19 protein-coding genes and 1 riboswitch are annotated in these 18,605 nt (G+C 60.4%); of the genes, 7 read left to right on the top strand and 12 right to left on the bottom strand.

Annotation, left to right across the window (positions count from 1 at the left end):
* Positions 1-137: 137 nt before the first annotated feature.
* The 6 genes from BZL43_RS23840 to cobO are packed head-to-tail and all read right to left on the bottom strand — an operon-like array spanning position 138 to position 6,169.
* Positions 138-1,598 (bottom strand): cobyric acid synthase, encoded by a 1,461-nt coding sequence (locus BZL43_RS23840; protein WP_095634574.1) that lies wholly within the window; start codon positions 1,596-1,598, stop codon positions 138-140.
* Between the two features lie 29 nt (positions 1,599-1,627).
* Entirely contained in the window at positions 1,628-2,620 is a 993-nt protein-coding gene (cobD, locus tag BZL43_RS23835; protein WP_095634552.1) for a threonine-phosphate decarboxylase CobD, read from the bottom strand.
* Positions 2,613-3,521: an adenosylcobinamide-phosphate synthase CbiB gene (gene cbiB, locus BZL43_RS23830; protein WP_095634551.1), complete on the bottom strand. Its 909-nt coding sequence runs from the start codon at positions 3,519-3,521 to the stop codon at positions 2,613-2,615. Before cbiB ends, cobD begins: the two co-directional genes overlap by 8 nt.
* On the bottom strand, positions 3,518-4,168 hold the full coding sequence (bluB, locus tag BZL43_RS23825) for a 5,6-dimethylbenzimidazole synthase (protein ID WP_095634550.1): 651 nt from the start codon (positions 4,166-4,168) through the stop codon (positions 3,518-3,520). The genes cbiB and bluB overlap by 4 nt, the downstream gene beginning before the upstream one ends.
* A complete protein-coding gene (locus BZL43_RS23820; protein WP_095634549.1) occupies positions 4,165-5,547 on the bottom strand; it encodes a cobyrinate a,c-diamide synthase in 1,383 nt (460 codons plus the stop codon). Before BZL43_RS23820 ends, bluB begins: the two co-directional genes overlap by 4 nt.
* A 10-nt stretch (positions 5,548-5,557) precedes the next feature.
* Entirely contained in the window at positions 5,558-6,169 is a 612-nt protein-coding gene (gene cobO / locus BZL43_RS23815) for a cob(I)yrinic acid a,c-diamide adenosyltransferase (RefSeq protein ID WP_095634548.1), read from the bottom strand.
* Between the two features lie 80 nt (positions 6,170-6,249).
* A riboswitch (cobalamin riboswitch) is annotated at positions 6,250-6,501 on the bottom strand.
* Between the two features lie 154 nt (positions 6,502-6,655).
* Here cobO and BZL43_RS23810 point away from each other — a divergent pair.
* Both BZL43_RS23810 and BZL43_RS23805 read left to right on the top strand, forming a co-directional pair.
* Entirely contained in the window at positions 6,656-7,240 is a 585-nt protein-coding gene (locus BZL43_RS23810) for a hypothetical protein (protein WP_095634547.1), read from the top strand.
* Between the two features lie 68 nt (positions 7,241-7,308).
* Entirely contained in the window at positions 7,309-8,616 is a 1,308-nt protein-coding gene (locus BZL43_RS23805) for a sorbosone dehydrogenase family protein (protein WP_095634546.1), read from the top strand.
* 164 nt (positions 8,617-8,780) lie between these two features.
* Here BZL43_RS23805 and BZL43_RS23800 read toward each other — a convergent pair whose 3' ends face one another.
* The 5 genes from BZL43_RS23800 to BZL43_RS23780 all read right to left on the bottom strand — a co-directional run bounded on the left by BZL43_RS23800 (position 8,781) and on the right by BZL43_RS23780 (position 13,445).
* Entirely contained in the window at positions 8,781-9,317 is a 537-nt protein-coding gene (locus BZL43_RS23800) for a C40 family peptidase (RefSeq protein WP_007898942.1), read from the bottom strand.
* Between the two features lie 165 nt (positions 9,318-9,482).
* Positions 9,483-10,121 carry a C40 family peptidase gene (locus BZL43_RS23795; RefSeq protein WP_095634545.1) on the bottom strand — a complete coding sequence of 213 codons (639 nt, stop codon included), beginning with the start codon at positions 10,119-10,121 and terminating at the stop codon, positions 9,483-9,485.
* A gap of 226 nt (positions 10,122-10,347) precedes the next feature.
* Positions 10,348-11,052 (bottom strand): DnaA regulatory inactivator Hda, encoded by a 705-nt coding sequence (gene hda / locus BZL43_RS23790; RefSeq protein WP_095634544.1) that lies wholly within the window; start codon positions 11,050-11,052, stop codon positions 10,348-10,350.
* A gap of 230 nt (positions 11,053-11,282) precedes the next feature.
* Entirely contained in the window at positions 11,283-12,356 is a 1,074-nt protein-coding gene (locus BZL43_RS23785; RefSeq protein ID WP_095634543.1) for an AI-2E family transporter, read from the bottom strand.
* A gap of 30 nt (positions 12,357-12,386) precedes the next feature.
* On the bottom strand, positions 12,387-13,445 hold the full coding sequence (locus BZL43_RS23780) for a DUF2066 domain-containing protein (protein WP_095634542.1): 1,059 nt from the start codon (positions 13,443-13,445) through the stop codon (positions 12,387-12,389).
* A gap of 390 nt (positions 13,446-13,835) precedes the next feature.
* Between BZL43_RS23780 and purM the strand changes: the two genes are divergently transcribed.
* From purM to BZL43_RS23765, 3 genes are read left to right on the top strand one after another with little or no spacing between them, the layout of a single operon-like run.
* Complete coding sequence (gene purM / locus BZL43_RS23775; protein WP_095634541.1) at positions 13,836-14,894, top strand: phosphoribosylformylglycinamidine cyclo-ligase; 1,059 nt, start codon at positions 13,836-13,838, stop codon at positions 14,892-14,894.
* A gap of 11 nt (positions 14,895-14,905) precedes the next feature.
* The gene (gene purN, locus BZL43_RS23770; protein WP_095634573.1) at positions 14,906-15,556 is read left to right on the top strand and encodes a phosphoribosylglycinamide formyltransferase; all 651 of its coding nucleotides are present in this window, start codon (positions 14,906-14,908) and stop codon (positions 15,554-15,556) included.
* 8 nt (positions 15,557-15,564) lie between these two features.
* Positions 15,565-16,278, top strand: a complete 714-nt coding sequence (locus BZL43_RS23765; protein ID WP_095634540.1) for a DUF3108 domain-containing protein — start codon at positions 15,565-15,567, stop codon at positions 16,276-16,278.
* 72 nt (positions 16,279-16,350) lie between these two features.
* Here BZL43_RS23765 and BZL43_RS23760 read toward each other — a convergent pair whose 3' ends face one another.
* Entirely contained in the window at positions 16,351-16,815 is a 465-nt protein-coding gene (locus BZL43_RS23760) for a DUF3859 domain-containing protein (protein ID WP_095634539.1), read from the bottom strand.
* Positions 16,816-17,172: 357 nt separating this feature from the next.
* Here BZL43_RS23760 and BZL43_RS23750 point away from each other — a divergent pair, with 357 nt between their 5' ends.
* Together BZL43_RS23750 and BZL43_RS23745 are read left to right on the top strand one after the other, a co-directional pair.
* Complete coding sequence (locus BZL43_RS23750; protein ID WP_095634537.1) at positions 17,173-17,589, top strand: OsmC family protein; 417 nt, start codon at positions 17,173-17,175, stop codon at positions 17,587-17,589.
* A gap of 61 nt (positions 17,590-17,650) precedes the next feature.
* On the top strand, positions 17,651-18,538 hold the full coding sequence (locus BZL43_RS23745) for a pirin family protein (RefSeq protein ID WP_095634536.1): 888 nt from the start codon (positions 17,651-17,653) through the stop codon (positions 18,536-18,538).
* The last annotated feature ends 67 nt before the right edge of the window (positions 18,539-18,605 follow it).

The raw sequence follows: 18,605 nt of genomic DNA, 5'->3' as shown, positions 1-18,605 counted from the left end.
TTAAGATGTGCGGTGTCGGGGCAGGCCTCTTCGCGGGCAAGCCTCGCTCCTACGGATTAGCGTCGAATCGTAATAATGTGAACGACACACAACCTGTAGGAGCGAGGCTTGCCCGCGAAGGCGCCCTCAAAACCACCTCAAATCCCACAGAGTTCACGCAACAGCGAAGTATCCAGATGCTTCTCCACCAAATCTGCCAACCGTTCGATATCGCGCTCGCGCAAGGCGTGGTAATCCACTTCCTGCACAGCCTGCAGCCCGGCCCAGCGCAACAGCGCACCGCACGCCGCCGGTGATTCGAACAGCCCATGCAGATAGGTGCCGAAAATCTGCCCATCGGCACTTTGTGCGCCGTCGCAGCGACCATCATCGAGGTGCACCGCTGCGTTTTCCAGCGCCGGCCCGCAGGTCACGCCGGCATGAATTTCATAGCCACTGACCGGCGCATCTTCCAGCGCCAGGCGTCCACGCACATTGCGTAACTGCTTCTCTTCTTCGAGCTGGGTTTGGAACGCCAGCAAGCCCAAACCGGCACTGGAACCCGGCGCGCCTTCGAGGCCCAGCGGGTCGTGCACCTGCTCGCCGAGCATTTGCAGACCACCGCAGATCCCCAGTACTTTTCCGCCGTAGCGCAAGTGTCGCGAGATGGCCGTGTCCCAACCATTGGCCTGCAAGTATGCGAGGTCGCTGCGCACGCTTTTCGAGCCGGGAAGAATAATCAGGTCGGCCGGCGGAATCGCCTGACCGGGGCCGATGAATTGCAGGTCCACTTGCGGATGCAGGCGCAGCGGATCGAAATCGGTGTGGTTGCTGATGCGCGGCAGTACCGGCACCACCACGTTGAGCACTTGCTCGGCCTTGTCGGCCTGGCGCTGATCGATGCCGTCCTCGGCCTCAAGGTGCAGGTCCATCACATAGGGCAAAACCCCGATCACCGGTTTGCCAGTGCGCGCCTCCAGCCAATCGAGGCCTGGTTGCAGCAAGGCGATGTCGCCGCGAAACCGGTTGATGATGAAGCCTTTGACCCGCGCCTGTTCGCTGGGCGACAGCAACTCCAACGTACCGACCAAATGCGCGAAAACCCCACCGCGATTGATGTCGGCAATCAGCACCACCGGGCAGTCCACCGCCTCGGCAAACCCCATGTTGGCGATGTCGCCGGCGCGCAAATTGATCTCTGCCGGCGAACCCGCCCCTTCGACCATCACCACCGGATACGCCGCACACAAACGCTCATGGGAGGCCAGCACCGCTTGCATGGCGATGGCTTTGTAGTCGTGATAGGCGACCGCGTTCATCGTCGTGACTGCACGGCCATGAATGATCACTTGAGCACCGGTATCACTATTGGGTTTGAGCAGCACCGGATTCATGTCGGTGTGCGGTTCGAGGTTGGCCGCCTGAGCCTGCACCGCTTGAGCACGGCCAATCTCGCCCCCGTCGGCGGTCACCGCGCTATTGAGGGCCATATTCTGTGGCTTGAACGGCACGACGCTCACGCCCTGACGCGTCACCCAGCGACACAGCGCCGTCACCAGTGTGCTTTTACCGGCGTCCGATGTAGTGCCTTGCACCATCAAAGTCGTGCCCTGCACCATCAAAGTCGCGCCCTGCTCCATTAACGTAGTCATTGCGCGTCCTTGACGTAGGCTTCGAGCGCTTGCTCAAGACGCAGCCAATCCGCTTCATCGGCGGGCAAGCCGAACCGCACGCTGCTGTTGTGGGTGAACAACCGCAGCAGAATGCCGCGCCGGGCCATGAATTCGTGCAGCGCTTGGGCAGATTCAGTGATCAGCCATTGAAATAATGCGCAGCCGCCCTGGGGTTTGAAACCGTACTGTTCAAGCAGCAACGCCAGACGCTCGCCAGCCTCGTCCGTACGAATGCGCTGTCGAGTGTGCCCGTGCGTATCCGTCAGGCACGCCTGGCCCAGCACTCGTGTCGGACCGCTGACCGCCCAGGGCCCGACCTGTTCGGCCAGCAGTTTGAGCAACTTGCGCTCGGCCAGCACAAACCCCAGTCGCACACCGGCCAGGCCGAAGAATTTGCCGAAGGAGCGCAGCACGATCAATCCGGTCTGATGGGTAAACGGCGCCAGGCTCAAATGCGGCGTGTTATCCATGAACGCCTCGTCCACCACCAGCCAGCCACCACGCTGGGCCAGCCGCGCATGCCAATCCAGCAGGCGAGCCGGGGTCAGGCTCAACCCTGTGGGATTGTTCGGGTTGACCACCACCAGCACGTCGAGGCTGTCGAGAAAGAAATCGACTTCCGACACCAGCACTTCGCGCACGATATAACCATTGCGACGCCAGGCTTCGGCGTGTTCGGCGTAACACGGCGCCAGCACGCCGACCTTGCCGGGCCGGCGCAATCGCGGCAGCAACTGGATCGCCATTTGCGAACCGGCCACCGGCAATACCTGAGCCGCACCGTAATAGTCGCAGGCAGCCTGCTCCAGACCGTCATCGGTTTCCGGTAACCGCGCCCAGGCCCGCAGCGGGATGTCCGGGACCGGGAATGGCCAAGGCGCGAGGCCACTGGACAGGTCGAGCCAATCGGCTTCGGCAATGCCGTATTCAAGCGCCGCCTTGCGCAAGCGACCACCGTGCTCAAGCATAAAACTGCGCCCCCACACAAAGAATCAGCAGCCATAACCATACCCCGCGCTGGACCAATTGCCAGCCACGCTCGATGGAATCGGCGTCCGCCGGCACACCTTCGCCCAACGGCGGACGCTGATGCAGTTCACCGTGATAAATCGCCGCCCCGCCCAACTCGACACCCAGCGCACCTGCACCGGCCGCCATCACCGGCCCGGCATTCGGGCTGTCCCAGGTCGGGCCCTGGGTACGCCAGCATTTCAACGCCAGTCGGGTTTTGCCCAGCAGCGCGTAGGTCAATGCCACCAGGCGTGCGGGAATGTAGTTCAGAACATCATCGATTTTCGCCGCGGCCCAACCGAAGCGTTCGAAGCGATCGTTGCGATAACCCCACATCGCATCGAGGGTGTTGCTCAGGCGATAGAGCACCACGCCGGGCGCACCCGCCACGGCAAACCAGAACAACGCGGCGAACACCGCATCGCTGCCGTTCTCCAGCACCGATTCGGTGGCGGCGCGGGCGACGTCGGTTTCATCCAGTTCGCTGGTCTGACGGCTGACCAGATAGCTGACGCGTTTGCGCGCCTCCCCCAGATCATCGCCGCGCAGGGCCTTGGCCACCGGCTCAACGTGCTCACCAAGGCTGCGCATGCCAAGAGCGCAATAGAGCAGGAGAATCTCGACGATCCAACCGATATAAGGTGCCCAGGAAAGTGCGGTGGCCAGCAAAGTCAGCGGCACGACCGCCATCACCCAGGCCGTGACGCCGTGACTGCGCCAGCCACGGCCACCGGAGTTGAAACGTTGCTCGATGCGATCGGCAAAACGACCGAACGCCACCAGCGGATGCCAGCGTTTGGGTTCACCCAGCAGCGCATCCAGCGCGACCGCGGCGACACTCAACAACGCCACACTCATTGACTCTCTCCCCAGTAATTTTCATACAACAACTCGCTGAGTGGACGCGTCTGCGCCCAGCCTTCGAGTACCAGCATGGGCGCTGGGTAGAATTCCTTGACCGGCCCCAGGCAAAGAACGGCCAAAGGCTTGGCCCCGATCGGCAACCCCAGCAAATCCGCCAGCGCTTGTGGCTCGAACAATGACACCCAGCCCATGCCCAGGCCTTCGGCGCGGGATGCGAGCCAAAGGTTCTGGATGGCGCAGGACAGCGACGCGATGTCCATTTCAGGCAATGTACGACGGCCGAAAATGTGCCGTTCACGATCGTCCATCATTGCAGCGACCAGCACCTCGGCGCAGTCGCTGATGCCTTCGACCTTGAGCTTCATGAATTCGTCGGAGCGCTCGCCGAGGGCGTCGGCAGTGCGGATGCGTTCCTCTTCCACCAGTTGCTGGATCTTGCCGCGCAGGGCCCGGTCGCTGATGCGGATGAAACGCCAGGGCTGCATCAGGCCGACACTCGGCGCCTGGTGCGCGGCTTCGAGCAGACGCCTCAATAACTCGGGTTCGACCGAGCCGCCGCTGAAGTGCCGCATGTCGCGGCGCTCGGCGATGGCTCGGTAAACGGCTGCGCGTTCGGCTTCGGAAAATGTGTTGTCGGTCATGGCCTCTTCGCGAGCAGGCTCGCTCCCACATTTGAATTGCATTCCCCTGTGGGAGCGGGCTTGCCCGCGATGGCGGTCTTAAGGTCAGGCACAAACAGCGCGGCAATCGCCGATGGATTGGACGGGAAATAAAAGTGCACATAAGAAGCCGTCATCCGCCCCTCACGATAAACCGCTTCCGCCCCTCGCCCGCCATTGGGGCTCAAACCTCGGGCAATCGGCTCAAGCCCGGTGCTGGTCAGCGAGTGGTGATAGGTGTGGCCACGCAACAAACCTTCCGGCAATTCGACCGCCTGCAAGGCCAACGCGGCAAGACGCTTCTGCATCACTGCTTCACCGGCCAGCAAGCCAACCAGTTCAGCGCGAGTGCCCTCGACATCGGTCAAGGAATCCAGCAAATACAGCATGCCGCCACACTCGGCCAGCAACGGTTTGCCCGCCGCGTGGTGCGCGCGGATCGCGGTCAGCATCGACGTGTTTTGTGACAACGCCACATGGTGCAATTCGGGATAGCCGCCCGGCAGATAGAGGCTGTCTGCCTCAGGTAACTCGCTGTCGCGGATCGGCGAAAAGAACGTCAATTCGGCGCCCATGGCCCGCAGCAAATCCAGGCTCGCGCCGTAGGTAAACGCGAACGCTTCGTCCCGCGCCACGGCAATCCGCACACCGGCCAGCAACGGTTCGGCGGCGATCATTTCAGGCGCGGCGAATTCCACGGCTGGCGGCAGCGCCACGTCGCAACTGCTGGCTAATGAGTCGGCCGCCGCATCGAGACGCAGGTCGAGATCATTCAATTCACTGGCCTGAACCAGGCCGAGATGCCGACTCGGCAATTCGATCCCGGTCTCCCGGGACAGCGCGCCGTACCAGCGCAAACCTTCAGTCAGGCTGCCTTCGAGCAATTGCGCATGGCGCACGGTGCCGACCCGATTGGCCAGCACACCGGCAAACGGCAAATCCGGCTGATAACGCGCAAGGCCCAGGGCCAGCGCGCCAAAGGTCTGGGCCATGGCGGTGCCGTCGATCACGCCGAGCACCGGCACGCCGAAGTGCCGCGCCAGGTCGGCACTGGACGGCGTACCGTCGAACAGCCCCATGACGCCTTCGATGAGGATCAGGTCGGCTTCGCCAGCGGCTTCCCACAACAGACGCCGGCTTTCCTGTTCGCCGACCATCCACATGTCGAGTTGATAGACCGGCGCGCCGCTGGCGCGCTCGAGAATCATCGGGTCGAGAAAGTCCGGGCCGCATTTGAACACGCGAACCTTGCGCCCCTGATTACGATGCAAACGGGCGAGCGCGGCGGTGACGGTGGTCTTGCCCTGACCGGAGGCCGGCGCGGCGATCAGGACCGCCGGGCATTGACGATGGCTATTCATAAAGTGCAGTTCACAACTCGACGCCTTTTTGCGCTTTGATTCCGGCCTGGAAGGCGTGTTTGATCATGCCCATTTCAGTGACGGTGTCGGCCAGATCGATCATCTCCGGTTTGGCGCCACGACCCGTGACCACCACGTGCTGCATCGGCGGACGCGCCTGCAAATCGCTGAGCACCTGATCGAGATCCAGGTAGCCGTGCTTGAGGGCAATGTTCAATTCATCGAGCACCACCAGGCCAATGGCCGGATCGCGCAGCAGTTCGCGGGACACCGCCCAAGCGGCTTCGGCGGCGGCGATGTCACGCTGGCGATCCTGGGTTTCCCAGGTGAAGCCTTCGCCCATCACATGAAAACGCACCTGCTCCGCAAAGCGCCGGAAGAACAGCTCCTCGCCGGTGCTGTTGCGCCCCTTGATGAACTGCACCACGCCGCACTGCATGCCGTGGCCCATGGCCCGCGCAAGCATGCCGAACGCCGAACTGCTCTTGCCTTTGCCGTTGCCGGAGAGCACCAGCAGCAAACCGCATTCATTCGGCGAATTGGCGATGCGTTCGTCGATCACCGCTTTTTTGCGCAGCATGCGCGCCAGATGGCGTTCGTCACGATCGGGAGTATCAGTCATGGGGGAGCTCTCCGTTGAGGCTGGATAACGGCGGGCAGGCACAAGAATAGACGGCAAGAAGCCTGGCATCGCCCACCGTGATGCCGTTGGATGAATCAGGCCGGTCTCCGGGCTCATGAGCGGCTTGCGCCTGACTGCGCGCCTTCCCATGTCGACAGTCGACACAGTGGCTAGGGCCTGTCATCAGGCCCTCGCGCAGCTTTTACTCATTTACCGTTGCGGGGGCAGCGCCGGGATCGTGATCATTCTTCGCTGGAAGAAATTCACTCACCGGCTTCCCTGTTTCACTCTGTCGACCAAGGTCACAGAGCACCTGAAACAAGCCGCGAAGGTTAGAGGGTTGGGGGTGGAGCGTCAATTAAAGCCGGGACACCGCTGAGCGAATAACTGCCATCGATCAATTAACTGACGCCAATCTTGTGCCACACTGTCAGCAGTGATATCAAAGAGCCACAACCTGACAACACAATAACAAGGGTGAGCCACATGCAAGGCATGATCATCAGCAATCCGAAGCTGGAATTCCTGCGGCCTGTGCTGGAACGCTGGTTTGACTGTATCGACCGCTACAACGCCGTGCGCGGCGATAACGATACGCCTTACTGGCACGACGAAAACGCCAACCTCGGCCTGCTTTCCGCCGCAGCCTGGATGGCAGAAATGGTCACGCTGACACAAACGTCGACCCGCAAACAGATCGAAGAAGGCGAACGCAACGCCCGGGCCGATCTGTTTATCGCCAGCAGCGAAGAGCGCGCGTATCTGCAGGCCACCCAGCGCTGGCCACGGGTCAATAGCCTGAACCTGACCCAGGCGCTGGCGGACATCACCAGTGATGCGAAGCGAATCAGCTACGCCAGCGATCTGAAACTCGGCTGTCTGTTTGTCGCGCCACAAAAAGCCCAGCACAGCGCCACCCCGGAGGAACTCCAGGACATGGTCGATGACCTGCAAAAGGAACACACCTGCGCCGTGGCCTGGTATTTCCCTTACGCCTACCGCAAGTTGCGCAATGAAGCCGGCAACTACCATCCGGGCATCGCTATTGTGCTCAAGGAAGCCCGCGGCTGACCGGTTGAACCATCGGGCGTCTACGCTTCTCTATGATTACTTCAATGCATTCATAGGGAAGATCAGTAATGCGCAAATCCCAGCTCGCTTTCGTTATCGCGCTCGCCGGAGGGCTCGCCGCCTGTGGTGACACCTCCAGCCTGCAAGTCTCGGACGGCACAGGCCCTTCGCCCAAGCTGCCAGAACCGAATAAAACACTGATCCCGACGGTGAACATCGCCCCGGCGATCGGCTGGCCTGAAGGCAAGAAACCTGTCGCCGCACCAGGGACTCAAGTGGCAGCGTTTGCCGAAGGCCTCGAGCACCCGCGCTGGCTGTACGTGCTGCCCAACGGCGATGTACTGGTAGCCGAAACCAACGCACCGCCCAAACCTGGCCGAGGCATTCGCGGCTGGGTCATGGGCAAGGTCATGGGCCGCGCCGGTGCCGGCGTCCCTAGCCCGAACCGCATCACCCTGCTGCGGGACAAGGACCACGATGGCGTGGCCGAAACCCGCACGGTCTTCCTGGAAAACCTTAATTCGCCCTTCGGCATGACCCTGGTCGGCAAGGACCTGTACGTCGCCGACACTGATCGTCTGCTGCGCTTCCACTATGAAAACGGTGAGACGGCGATCAAGTCACAGCCCATCAAGGTGGTCGATCTGCCGGGCGGCACACTGAATCACCATTGGACCAAAAACGTCATCGCCAGCAAGGATGGCAGCAAGCTATACGTCACTGTGGGTTCGAACAGCAACATCGGTGAAAACGGCATGGATCAGGAGCAAGGCCGCGCGGCGATCTGGGAGGTGGACCGTGCCACCGGCAACCATCGCATTTTCGCTTCAGGGATTCGCAATCCAAACGGCCTGGCCTGGGAACCGCAAAGCGGCGCCCTGTGGACCGCCGTCAACGAGCGCGACGAAATCGGCAGCGATCTGGTGCCGGACTACATCACCTCCGTGAAGGATGGCGGGTTCTACGGCTGGCCTTACAGTTATTACGGCCAGCACGTCGACATTCGCGTCGAGCCACAAAACCCCGATCTGGTGGCCAAGGCGATTGCGCCGGACTACGCGGTAGGGCCACATACCGCATCACTGGGCCTGACGTTCGCCGAAGGCAGCAAGTTGCCCGCACCGTTCACCCAAGGCGCCTTCATCGGCCAACACGGCTCGTGGAACCGCAAGCCACACAGCGGCTATAAAGTGATTTTCGTGCCGTTCAATGCCGGCAAACCGACCGGGCAGCCGGTGGATGTGCTTACTGGCTTCCTCACTGACGACGAAAAAGCGATGGGGCGGCCGGTGGGTGTTGTGATCGATCAGCAAGGAGGCTTGCTGGTGGCGGATGATGTGGGGAACAAGGTGTGGCGCGTGTCCGCGGCTAAGTAATCAGCTCTGATCGTAGGAGCGAGGCTTGCCCGCGAAGGCGGCAGCACAGTCAACATTGATATCGACTGACACACCGCTTTCGCGGGAAAGCCTCGCTCCTACAGCTTTGCACAGCGCCAACCTATCACCCAGCGCGAGTCATCCTTCAAGCGCGCTCATGACAACTACGGATTATGTGCCAAATGCTCAGGTTGCAAGACGCGCTTGGCGCTCAGATAGGCTTTCTGCCAATAGGCCTTGGACAAGCTGTCCAGCTTGACCGTGCCGCCCGTGGCGGGTGCGTGGACGAAGCGGCCTTCGCCGACGTAGATCCCGGCGTGACTGACCTGGGAGCCGCCATTGGTGGCGAAGAAAATCAGGTCACCGGTTTGCAGGCCTTCCTTGCCAACACTGGGGGCTTGCATGCCGATCATCTCGCGGGTAGAGCGCGGTAAGGAAATGCCGGCGACATCGCGATAAACGTAACCGATCAGCCCGCTGCAATCGAACCCGGAATCGGGCGTGTTGCCGCCCCAGCGATAAGGTGTTCCCACCAGGCCCAGCGCGCGAAACAGCACGTCTTCTGCCGCAGGGGAAAAGGCTTGGGAAGGACCGAAAACAATGGGAGCGCGAACCACCGGCGCAGGTGGCGGTGTACGGCTGGCGCAGGCGCTGAGCAGCGCTGCGAAAAACATGAGTGCGAGGCGGGCCGACATCGTCATAAACAGAACATCCTGATCTGGCTGCGGCTTTTTCCACCCAAAAGGCAGAAAAGAAAACCGCCTGCGCAGGACGCAGGCGGTTTGCCATCAATAATAGATCAGGATTCTAGCGGCTACGCGGCAAACTTCAAGTAAGACTTTAAGTTCGCCTTACAAACTGTCCGCTTACTTGCGTGCCGTGACGATAGCCGGGGCCGCAGTCGGCGCCATCGCGAGTGCGCGCTTGGCTTCGATAAAGGTTTTGCTCCAGTAGCTGTCGCCCAGACTGTCAATCCGGACACCACCGCTTTTGCGGCTGCTGGAGTGGATAAACTGGTTGTCACCCAGGTAGATCCCGGCGTGACTGACACGACCGCGACGACCATTGGTGGCGAAGAACAGCAGGTCACCGGGCTTGAGGGCGCTGCGAGCAACCAGAGGAGCGTCAACGTTGATCATTTCGCGGGTGGAGCGCGGCAGGTTCATGCCGGCCTCTTCACGAAACAGGTAACCGATGAAGCCACTGCAGTCGAAACCGGCTTCAGAGGTGCCGCCGAAACGGTAACGGGTACCGATCAGGGACATGCCACGTTCGAGGATGCTGTCGGCGAGAACAGGAAGCTGGTACGACTTGCCGTCGGCGAAGTCTGCCAGTTCTTTATCGGTAGCTAGCTCTTCCTGGAAAAGAACGGAAGAAGATTGCGCGGTAACTGAATTTGAAACCTGAGGTTTTGGCTCTTGCTGGGACACTGGAGAGTGGGCAGCGCAACCGAACAACAGGGTGACGAGTGCGAGAGGCACGAGGGGTGCGAAGCGCTTTAGCATGGGCACGACCGTGGCTGATAGTTTCTAAAGAAGCCGCGACTATGCCCGCTATCAAACTCATTTGCAAATTCAATCGATCTTTTTGTGACTTATCCGTTTCTCGTTTACATCTAAGCGCTTAAGCCCGTTTTGAACCTTTGCGCAGCCTGCCCTCTTGCAGGAAAGCGGATTCGTTGACGCCTGGAATATGCCGAAACCCTGGTAAACCCTGGGGTTGATCAGGTGATTACCAGCCCAGGGTTTCTTTCAGGAACGGGATTGTCAGCTTGCGCTGAGCTTGAAGAGAAGCCTGATCGAGACGCTCAAGCAGCTCGAAAAGCGCACTCATGCTGCGGGTACCACGGGTCAAGATAAAATGCCCGACTTCATCGGTCAGGTGCAGGCCACGGCGGGATGCGCGTAACTGCAAGGCACGTAATTTGTCTTCGTCAGAAAGTGGGCGCATCTGGAAGATGAGTGCCAGGGTCAGCCGCGATTTGAGGTCCGCCAGCTTCACCGGCAATTCACGCGGGGACGTCGAGGCAGCAATCAACAGACGCCGGCCGCTGTCACGCAAGCGATTGAATAGATGGAACAGCGCCTCTTCCCAATCCGCCTTGCCGGCGACTGCCTGCAGATCGTCCAGGCAGACCAGTTCGTATTGTTCAAGGTGATCGAGGATTTCGATGCCGCGGTCCAGCAATTCGGCCAACGGCAGATACACCGCCCGCTCCCCCAGTTGTTCGAAGCGCAGACACGCCGCCTGCAACAAATGCGTGCGCCCGACCCCGTCCTTGCCCCAGAGGTAAATCAGGCTTTCCGTCCAGCCGGCGTCGGCTTCGCAGAGCCGCTCGACATAGCCGAGTGCAGCGGCATTGGCGCCTGGGTAGTAATTGATAAAGGTAGCGTCATCACGCAGACGCACACCTAGGGGCAGCTGAATCGGTTTCATGCTGACTGAACAGTTCCCAAGGAACCGTTAGTGGCCTCTGTGTAAAGTTTGCGAAGTTTATACCCGTGAGGCTGACCGCACAATGCGACAGACCACAAGCAAAATCAAAGGTTTGCGATAACACACTGGTTTTATGACAGTTTCTTTGGCGGCGCATGTGACAGCCGCACGAGGGATACGGGCACACCTGGCACGAAACCAGGCTGCCCACCATGAACGATCAAAAACCCTTACAGCGCGGATTCGTCGACACCACCGTAGATATCCGAATCCTTGTACAAATCATGTACGTGACGCAGGAGGACCATGATCACCGCGGCTACCGGCAATGCCAGCAACACACCGGTAAAACCAAACAGCTCGCCGCCAGCCAGGATGGCGAAGATCACCGCCACCGGATGCAGGCCGATCCGGTCGCCGACCAGCAACGGTGTCAGGACCATGCCTTCCAGCGCCTGGCCGACCATGAATACCGCGACAATACCGATCAAGGGATATAAATCGCCACCGAACTGGAACAGGCCGGCAATCAATGCCGCACCAATGCCGATGACGAACCCCATGTACGGCACAATCGCCGCCAGACCGGCAATCAGCCCGATCAACAGCCCCAGTTCCAACCCGACGATCATCAAGCCTGCGGCGTAAATCACACCCAGCGCCAGCATCACCAGCAACTGCCCGCGCACGAAAGCCCCTAGCACTTCATGGCACTCTCCCGTCAAAGACATGACGCGCTCTTCACGATCACGGGGCAGCAGGCTGCGGACCTTGGCCATCATCAGGTCCCAGTCGCGCAGCAGATAAAAACTCACCACCGGAATCAGCACCAGATTGGCCAGCAGGCCAATCAGCGCAAGACCTGAAGCCGTCGCCTGACTCAGCACCACGCCGACCACATCGGTGGTCTGGCCCATGTGCTCGCTGAATGCCGCCTTGAGCTTGTCGAATTTCCAGAAGCCGTCCGACAACCCCATCTTCGATTGCGCCCACGGCACGGCAGTGTGCTGCAACCAGTCGAGCATTTGCGGCGTCAGCTCATACAAGCGAAACAGCTGTTTGGCGAGCATCGGTACCAGCACCAACAACAACGCGGTAACGAGCAATGTGAACAAGGCAAACACCGCCACCACGCCCCAGGTCCGCGAAAGCCCATGCTTTTCCAGCCGATCCACCAGCGGGTCGAACAGATACGCCAACAACAGCGCCACCAGGAAAGGCGTCAGGATCGGGTGCAACAGGTAAACAAACACGCAAAGCAGGACCACCCCACCGAGCCAGAACCAACGCCGTGTATCGGCCATGCACCACTCCTGCTTCTATATAAAGGAAAACTACCAGCGAAAACGTAACTGCGGCGTCGGTGCCGCAGTTGGCGCTACGGCCGGTGCCGAGCCCGCTGCAACAGGCTGAACCGGCACGGTCGGAGCCGGCGCCTCACCGGCCGGGATTTCCTGCAACCTGCCCAAGGACAACTGCGCCCGCAGCTGATCGGGACTGCCGTTGACCCGATAAAGCACGCGATCGCCATCAACGCTTTGCAAGCGTGCGCCAAAAGGTTCCAGCAATCGCCCGAGCGCCGCATAACGCTCCAGGCTCATCCCCTGCACTTCCAGCAACTGCTCGCTGGAAGCACCCGGTTTGGCGGCAAAACGCGGCGCCAGGCGTTGGCTGACCGCCAGCATCACCGCATCGGCCAGCGCGGCTGTATCGGCGCCCTGCGCGCTACCGGCTTCTTTCTGATCGCCCAACCACAAACGCCACTTGGCTTGCCATTGGCCACCTTCTTCACGGGCATGCACCGCCAGCAAGGCGTCGGCATTGTAGCGGTCGGATGCGTCCCGCAGCGATGCCGGATCTGCACTTTCCAGATTCGGTGCAGTGGCGACAATCTGCTCATCCAGGTCCGCCAGCGGCAAACGCAGCGGCAGCCCACGATGTTGCGCTGCTCGAAGCAGTGGCGTGGCACTGGCCTGGCCATCGCCGACCAGGTTCGAACCTTCGGCGGAATCATTCAGCCACCAACCGAGAATCGACGGCCGGTTCGCCCCCCACACGGCCAACCCGGCACGCCGCAAGGCCTGTTCAGTGGTGGCCGGGTCGAAATCGACTTTCAGCACTTGAGGTGGGCCGGCGTCATATCCGAACTGACTGATGATCTGCTGAGGATCTTTACGCACGGTCGCCAGCCCCGGGCTCTGCGCCGCCTTGGGGTCGCCGGTCAGGCGTAACACCAACGTATCCAGCGCCCGCTGAGTCGCCTCATCGCGCTCCTGCGGCGTCTGGCTACTGACAGGCTCGCGCACTTGATAGAGGCCTTTGACGGTTTCGGCATGACCGGTCAGGCTGACCATGGTCAAACAGCCCACGAACAAGAATTTAAGAAAACGCATAAAAAGATTCCTGACGACAAGAGCGGCTGGAAACAGACCGCGTGAAGATGATTGAACCAAGGGTCTGTTGACCACAGGCTCAAGCAAAACATTCACCCGACCCCGGTAAGTTTTCGCACTGTCATAACGATAGACGGTTAGCGTCGATACCTTATACAGCCATCCGTGACGCCACCAACACGGGCAATATGGGTTTTTTTAACGCGATATGCCCCTGCCCGTCGGCACGAGGATGGCCGCTGCCCCTCAAGCCTGATAAAATCGCGCGCCTTCGCAGACCGGCAACAGCCGGGCGCCCTGAAATTCGCGTACGGCAATTGCCCTTCGCCAGCTTCAGTGGCCCCACTGGACTCGGTCGTTACCCCTGAATCCCCCCTAAAGGCCTGGATCATGAGCAAGCAACCCTCCCTGAGCTACAAGGACGCCGGTGTAGACATCGACGCCGGTGAAGCATTGGTCGAACGCATCAAGAGCGTCGCCAAGCGCACTGCGCGCCCGGAAGTCATGGGCGGCCTGGGCGGTTTCGGCGCCCTCTGCGAAATCCCGGCCGGCTACAAGCAACCGGTACTGGTTTCGGGCACTGACGGCGTCGGCACCAAGCTGCGCCTGGCGCTGAACCTGAACAAACACGACAGCATCGGCATCGACCTGGTTGCCATGTGCGTGAACGATCTAGTGGTCTGCGGCGCCGAGCCGCTGTTCTTCCTCGATTACTATGCCACCGGCAAACTGAACGTCGACACCGCCGCTCAGGTTGTAACCGGCATCGGCGCTGGCTGTGAACTGTCGGGTTGCTCCCTGGTCGGCGGCGAAACCGCGGAAATGCCTGGCATGTACGAAGGTGAAGACTACGACCTGGCCGGCTTCTGCGTCGGCGTCGTGGAAAAATCCGAAATCATCGACGGTTCCAAAGTCGCTGCTGGCGATGCCCTGCTCGCCCTGCCGTCTTCCGGTCCGCACTCCAACGGCTACTCGCTGATCCGCAAGATCATCGAAGTGTCCGGTGCAGACATCGAAAACATCCAGCTGGATGGCAAACCGCTGACCGACCTGCTGATGGCCCCGACCCGCATCTACGTGAAGCCGCTGCTCAAGCTGATCAAAGAAACCGGCGCCGTCAAAGCCATGGCCCACATCACCGGTGGTGGCCTGCTGGACAACATCCCGCGCGTTCTGCCAAAAGGCGCCCAAGCGGTAGTTGACGTTGCAAGCTGGACCCGCCCTGCCGTGTTCGACTGGCTGCAAGAGAAAGGCAACGTCGACGAGAACGAAATGCACCGCGTGCTGAACTGCGGCGTCGGCATGGTTATCTGCGTTGCGCAAGAGCATGTTGAAACCGCGTTGAACGTATTGCGTGAAGCCGGCGAGCAACCATGGGTCATCGGTCAGATCGCCACCGCTGCCGAAGGCGCGGCCCAGGTCGAACTGAAAAACCTCAAGGCACACTGATGCAAGAGCGGATGTCCCACACCTGTGATGTGGTGGTGCTGTTGTCCGGCACTGGCAGTAACTTGCAGGCCTTGATCGACAGCACGCGGACCGGCGACAGCCCGGTTCGCATCGCTGCGGTGATCTCCAACCGCGCCGACGCCTACGGCCTGCAACGCGCCAGGGACGCGGGTATCGATACCCGCACCCTGGATCACAAGGCTTTCGAAGGTCGCGAGGCCTTCGATGCCGCGCTGATCGAACTGATCGACGCCTTCAATCCCAAACTCGTGGTACTGGCCGGTTTCATGCGCATTCTAAGCGCTGGTTTCGTGCGCCACTATCAGGGTCGCCTGCTCAATATCCACCCCTCGCTGCTGCCAAAATACAAAGGGTTACACACCCATCAGCGCGCGCTGGAGGCCGGCGACACTGAACATGGCTGTTCGGTGCACTTCGTCACCGAGGAACTCGATGGCGGACCACTGGTCGTACAGGCAGTAATACCGGTAGAGTTGCACGATTCGCCGCAGAGTCTGGCGCAGCGAGTCCATACCCAGGAACACCTGATCTACCCGATGGCCGTACGCTGGTTTGCCGAAGGTCGTTTATCACTGGGTGAACAAGGTGCTTTACTGGACGGACAGTTACTCGCGGCCAGCGGCCACTTGATTCGAACCTAGGAGATTTTATGCGTCGCGCCCTGCTCTTCGCTTGCGCTCTGCTCGCCCTGCCGTTTGCGCAGGCCGCAGACCTTCAACCCTTCTCCGCCAGCTACACCGCCGACTGGAAGCAACTGCCCATGAGCGGCACCGCCGAGCGCAGCCTGACCAAGGGCGCCAACGGTGTCTGGACACTCAGCTTCAAGGCGTCGATGATGATCGCCAGCCTGACCGAAGAAAGCACCCTGACCCTGGACAAGGACGCTCTGCTGCCGCAGTCCTACCGCTTCGAACGTGGCGGCCTGGGCAAAGCCAAGAAGGTCGATCTGGACTTCGACTGGACCAACAAGATGGTCACCGGCACCGATCGCGGTGACGCCGTCAAGCTGCCGCTCAATCGCGGCATGGTCGACAAGTCCACCTATCAACTGGCGCTGCAGCATGATGTGGCCGCCGGCAAGAAAAGCATGAGCTATCAGGTCGTCGATGACGGCGAAGTCGATACCTATGACTTCCGCGTGCTGGGTTCGGAAAAAGTCGACACCAAGGCCGGCCAGATCGATGCGATCAAAGTCGAGCGAGTGCGCGACCCGACCCAAAGCAAGCGCATCACGGTGCTGTGGTTCGCCAAGGATTGGGATTACCTGCTGGTCCGTCTGCAACAGGTCGAAACCGATGGCAAGGAGTACAACATCATGCTCCTCGACGGCACGGTCAATGGCAAGCCGGTCAAAGGCAGCTGATCCGCACCCACATGAAAGCCCCGCAAACGCGGGGCTTTTTTTCGTCTGGCGTTTGGTTGGTCGAGAGAACGATCAGCGCACGGTAAAACGCTGCTGGGCCAGCAGACGATCGCCCTGGAACACCATGAACCGCCACTCGCCGGGAACGACTTCGTGGCTTTCGGTGAACTCGAAGGCCATCACGTCTTGGGGAGCACCGGGCACCAGTTTTTGAGTGACTTCCAGTTTGTCGTGACGCACGCCATCCGGAGTTCGGATGCCCGGGGTGAAATAGAGCAAGGTCAACGGCTGGTCTTCGGCGACCTTGCCAGCCAACTGGTAACGCATACCGAATTTGGTGCCGAGTTTGGCGGGAACGATTTCGGTCTGCCGGATCTGTTCATTGCTGCGACGCAACACTCGCTCGCCCGATTGCAGTTCGGCTTTCGGGCCAGCGAACACGCCGTATTCCACCGGGCCTTCGACGCGGACTTCGGCATTGGCCAGGCCACTGATGAACATCATTGTGGCCAGGGCGATTAAGCGGGTGAGGTGCATAGTGCGCTCCTTGATTGAGATGAGCGCGAGGGTATGACGCCGGGGTGACAGGACGATGACAACCTTGGGTTCAGCACAATCCCGTGGGGAGGGGCTTGCCTGTGGCGAGGGGGCTTGCCCCCGTTGGGTCGCAAAGCGGCCCCCTGTACCTTTTCAGACAGATTGAGTTGTCCGGATTTACGACTGCTTCGCAGCCGAACGGGGGCGAGCCCCCTCGCCACGGGATTGTGGTCACTTCGCGACAACACCAGGCAGGATCGCCAGGCAAGAAAGTGGAACGCGAATTTGAAGGGATGCTCTATAACTTCAGGGTCTTTTTTGATCGAATGACTTTTCCCATTGTCTGCGAGGTTTCTTATGACTGTTACCGTCAATACCGTCTCCGCCGAAGGTTTTCGTCACAGCGTCCAGATCGATGACCACGAACTCTTTGCCGACGTGCCGAAAACCTCTGGCGGCGAAGGCTCCGCGCCTGAACCCCACGACTACTTCGATGCAGCCCTCGGTGCCTGTAAGGCCCTGACGCTGAAAATCTACGCCAGGAAAAAGAACATCCCGCTGACGGGCGTCGAGGTTGAGGTCAAGCGCGACAACAGTGAAGAGCAGAAAGGCAAATACGCCTTGCACGTCGAACTCACGCTAAAAGGCGTGCTCACCGATGCCCAGCGCGACGAACTGCATCGCGTGGCTGACCGCTGCCCGGTACATAAGCTGATGACCACCTCCGAAGTCAGCATCGAAACCCATCTGTCCGAAGGTGCGTTCAGCCAATAGCGGCAAGGGCTACGCAAGCGGGTTATGCTCCGTGCGTCACCCGCTCAGCCTGGAATGCACCATGAACACGCCACTCGTGATACGCCCTCGCGCCGAAGATGTCGAAGGCCAGCCGATTCTTCGCCCGTTGCCGTCAGCCAAATGCCGCAACGTCGGACCTTTCGTGTTTTTCGACCACATGCTCGAAACCCGTTACCCGGCGGGTAAAGGCATGAATATCCGTCAGCACCCGCACATTGGCCTGTCCACCCTCACCTACCTGTTCGAAGGGCAAATCCAGCACAAGGACAGTCTTGGCTCCGATCAGGTGGTAAATGCCGGTGATGTCAGCTGGATGATCGCCGGCAGTGCAATCGCCCACGTCGAACGCACGCCCGAAGCATTGAAGGAAAGCGGCTTTACGATGCACGGCTTGCAGATATGGCTGGCGTCGCCCCAGGATCATGAACACGGTCCGGGACATTACAGCCACCATCCGGCTGCTACGCTGCCCGTCAGCGATAATTTGGGCGTGAAGATTCGGATGATCGCCGGGTCAGGCTTTTGCCTGGAATCGCCCGTCCCAGTGCTTTCTCCTACGCTGTATGCCGAATTGAACCTGCAAACGGCAACCACATTGCTGATTCCCACCGAGCATGAAGAACGGGCACTGTATGTGTTGAGCGGCGAGGCGCAACTGGATGGCGAGCTGATTGAACCTCACTCGCTGGTGGTATTGCCGGCCGGTGAAGAGATGGCACTGTTCGCTGAAAGCGACTGCCATGCCGTGCTGTTTGGCGGTGCGCCGCTGGATGGGCCACGGCGGATCAACTGGAATTTCGTGGCCAGTGATCCGGCATTGATCGATGAAGCACGTCGGCGTTGGGCGGCCGGGGACTGGCCGACAGTGCCAGGGGAAAGCGAGCGGATCGAACTGCCGAAACACCGAAGCCCGCCAACGCCCCTGTAATTGATCGGCTGATCGTTCCCATGCTCTGCGTGGTTGCAGCCCGTGACGCTCCGCGTCACTGGACGCG

It is taken from the genome of Pseudomonas sp. PICF141 (assembly GCF_002286815.1).
Taxonomy (GTDB): Bacteria; Pseudomonadota; Gammaproteobacteria; order Pseudomonadales; family Pseudomonadaceae; genus Aquipseudomonas.
This window is presented reverse-complemented; position numbering and strand designations above follow the sequence as displayed.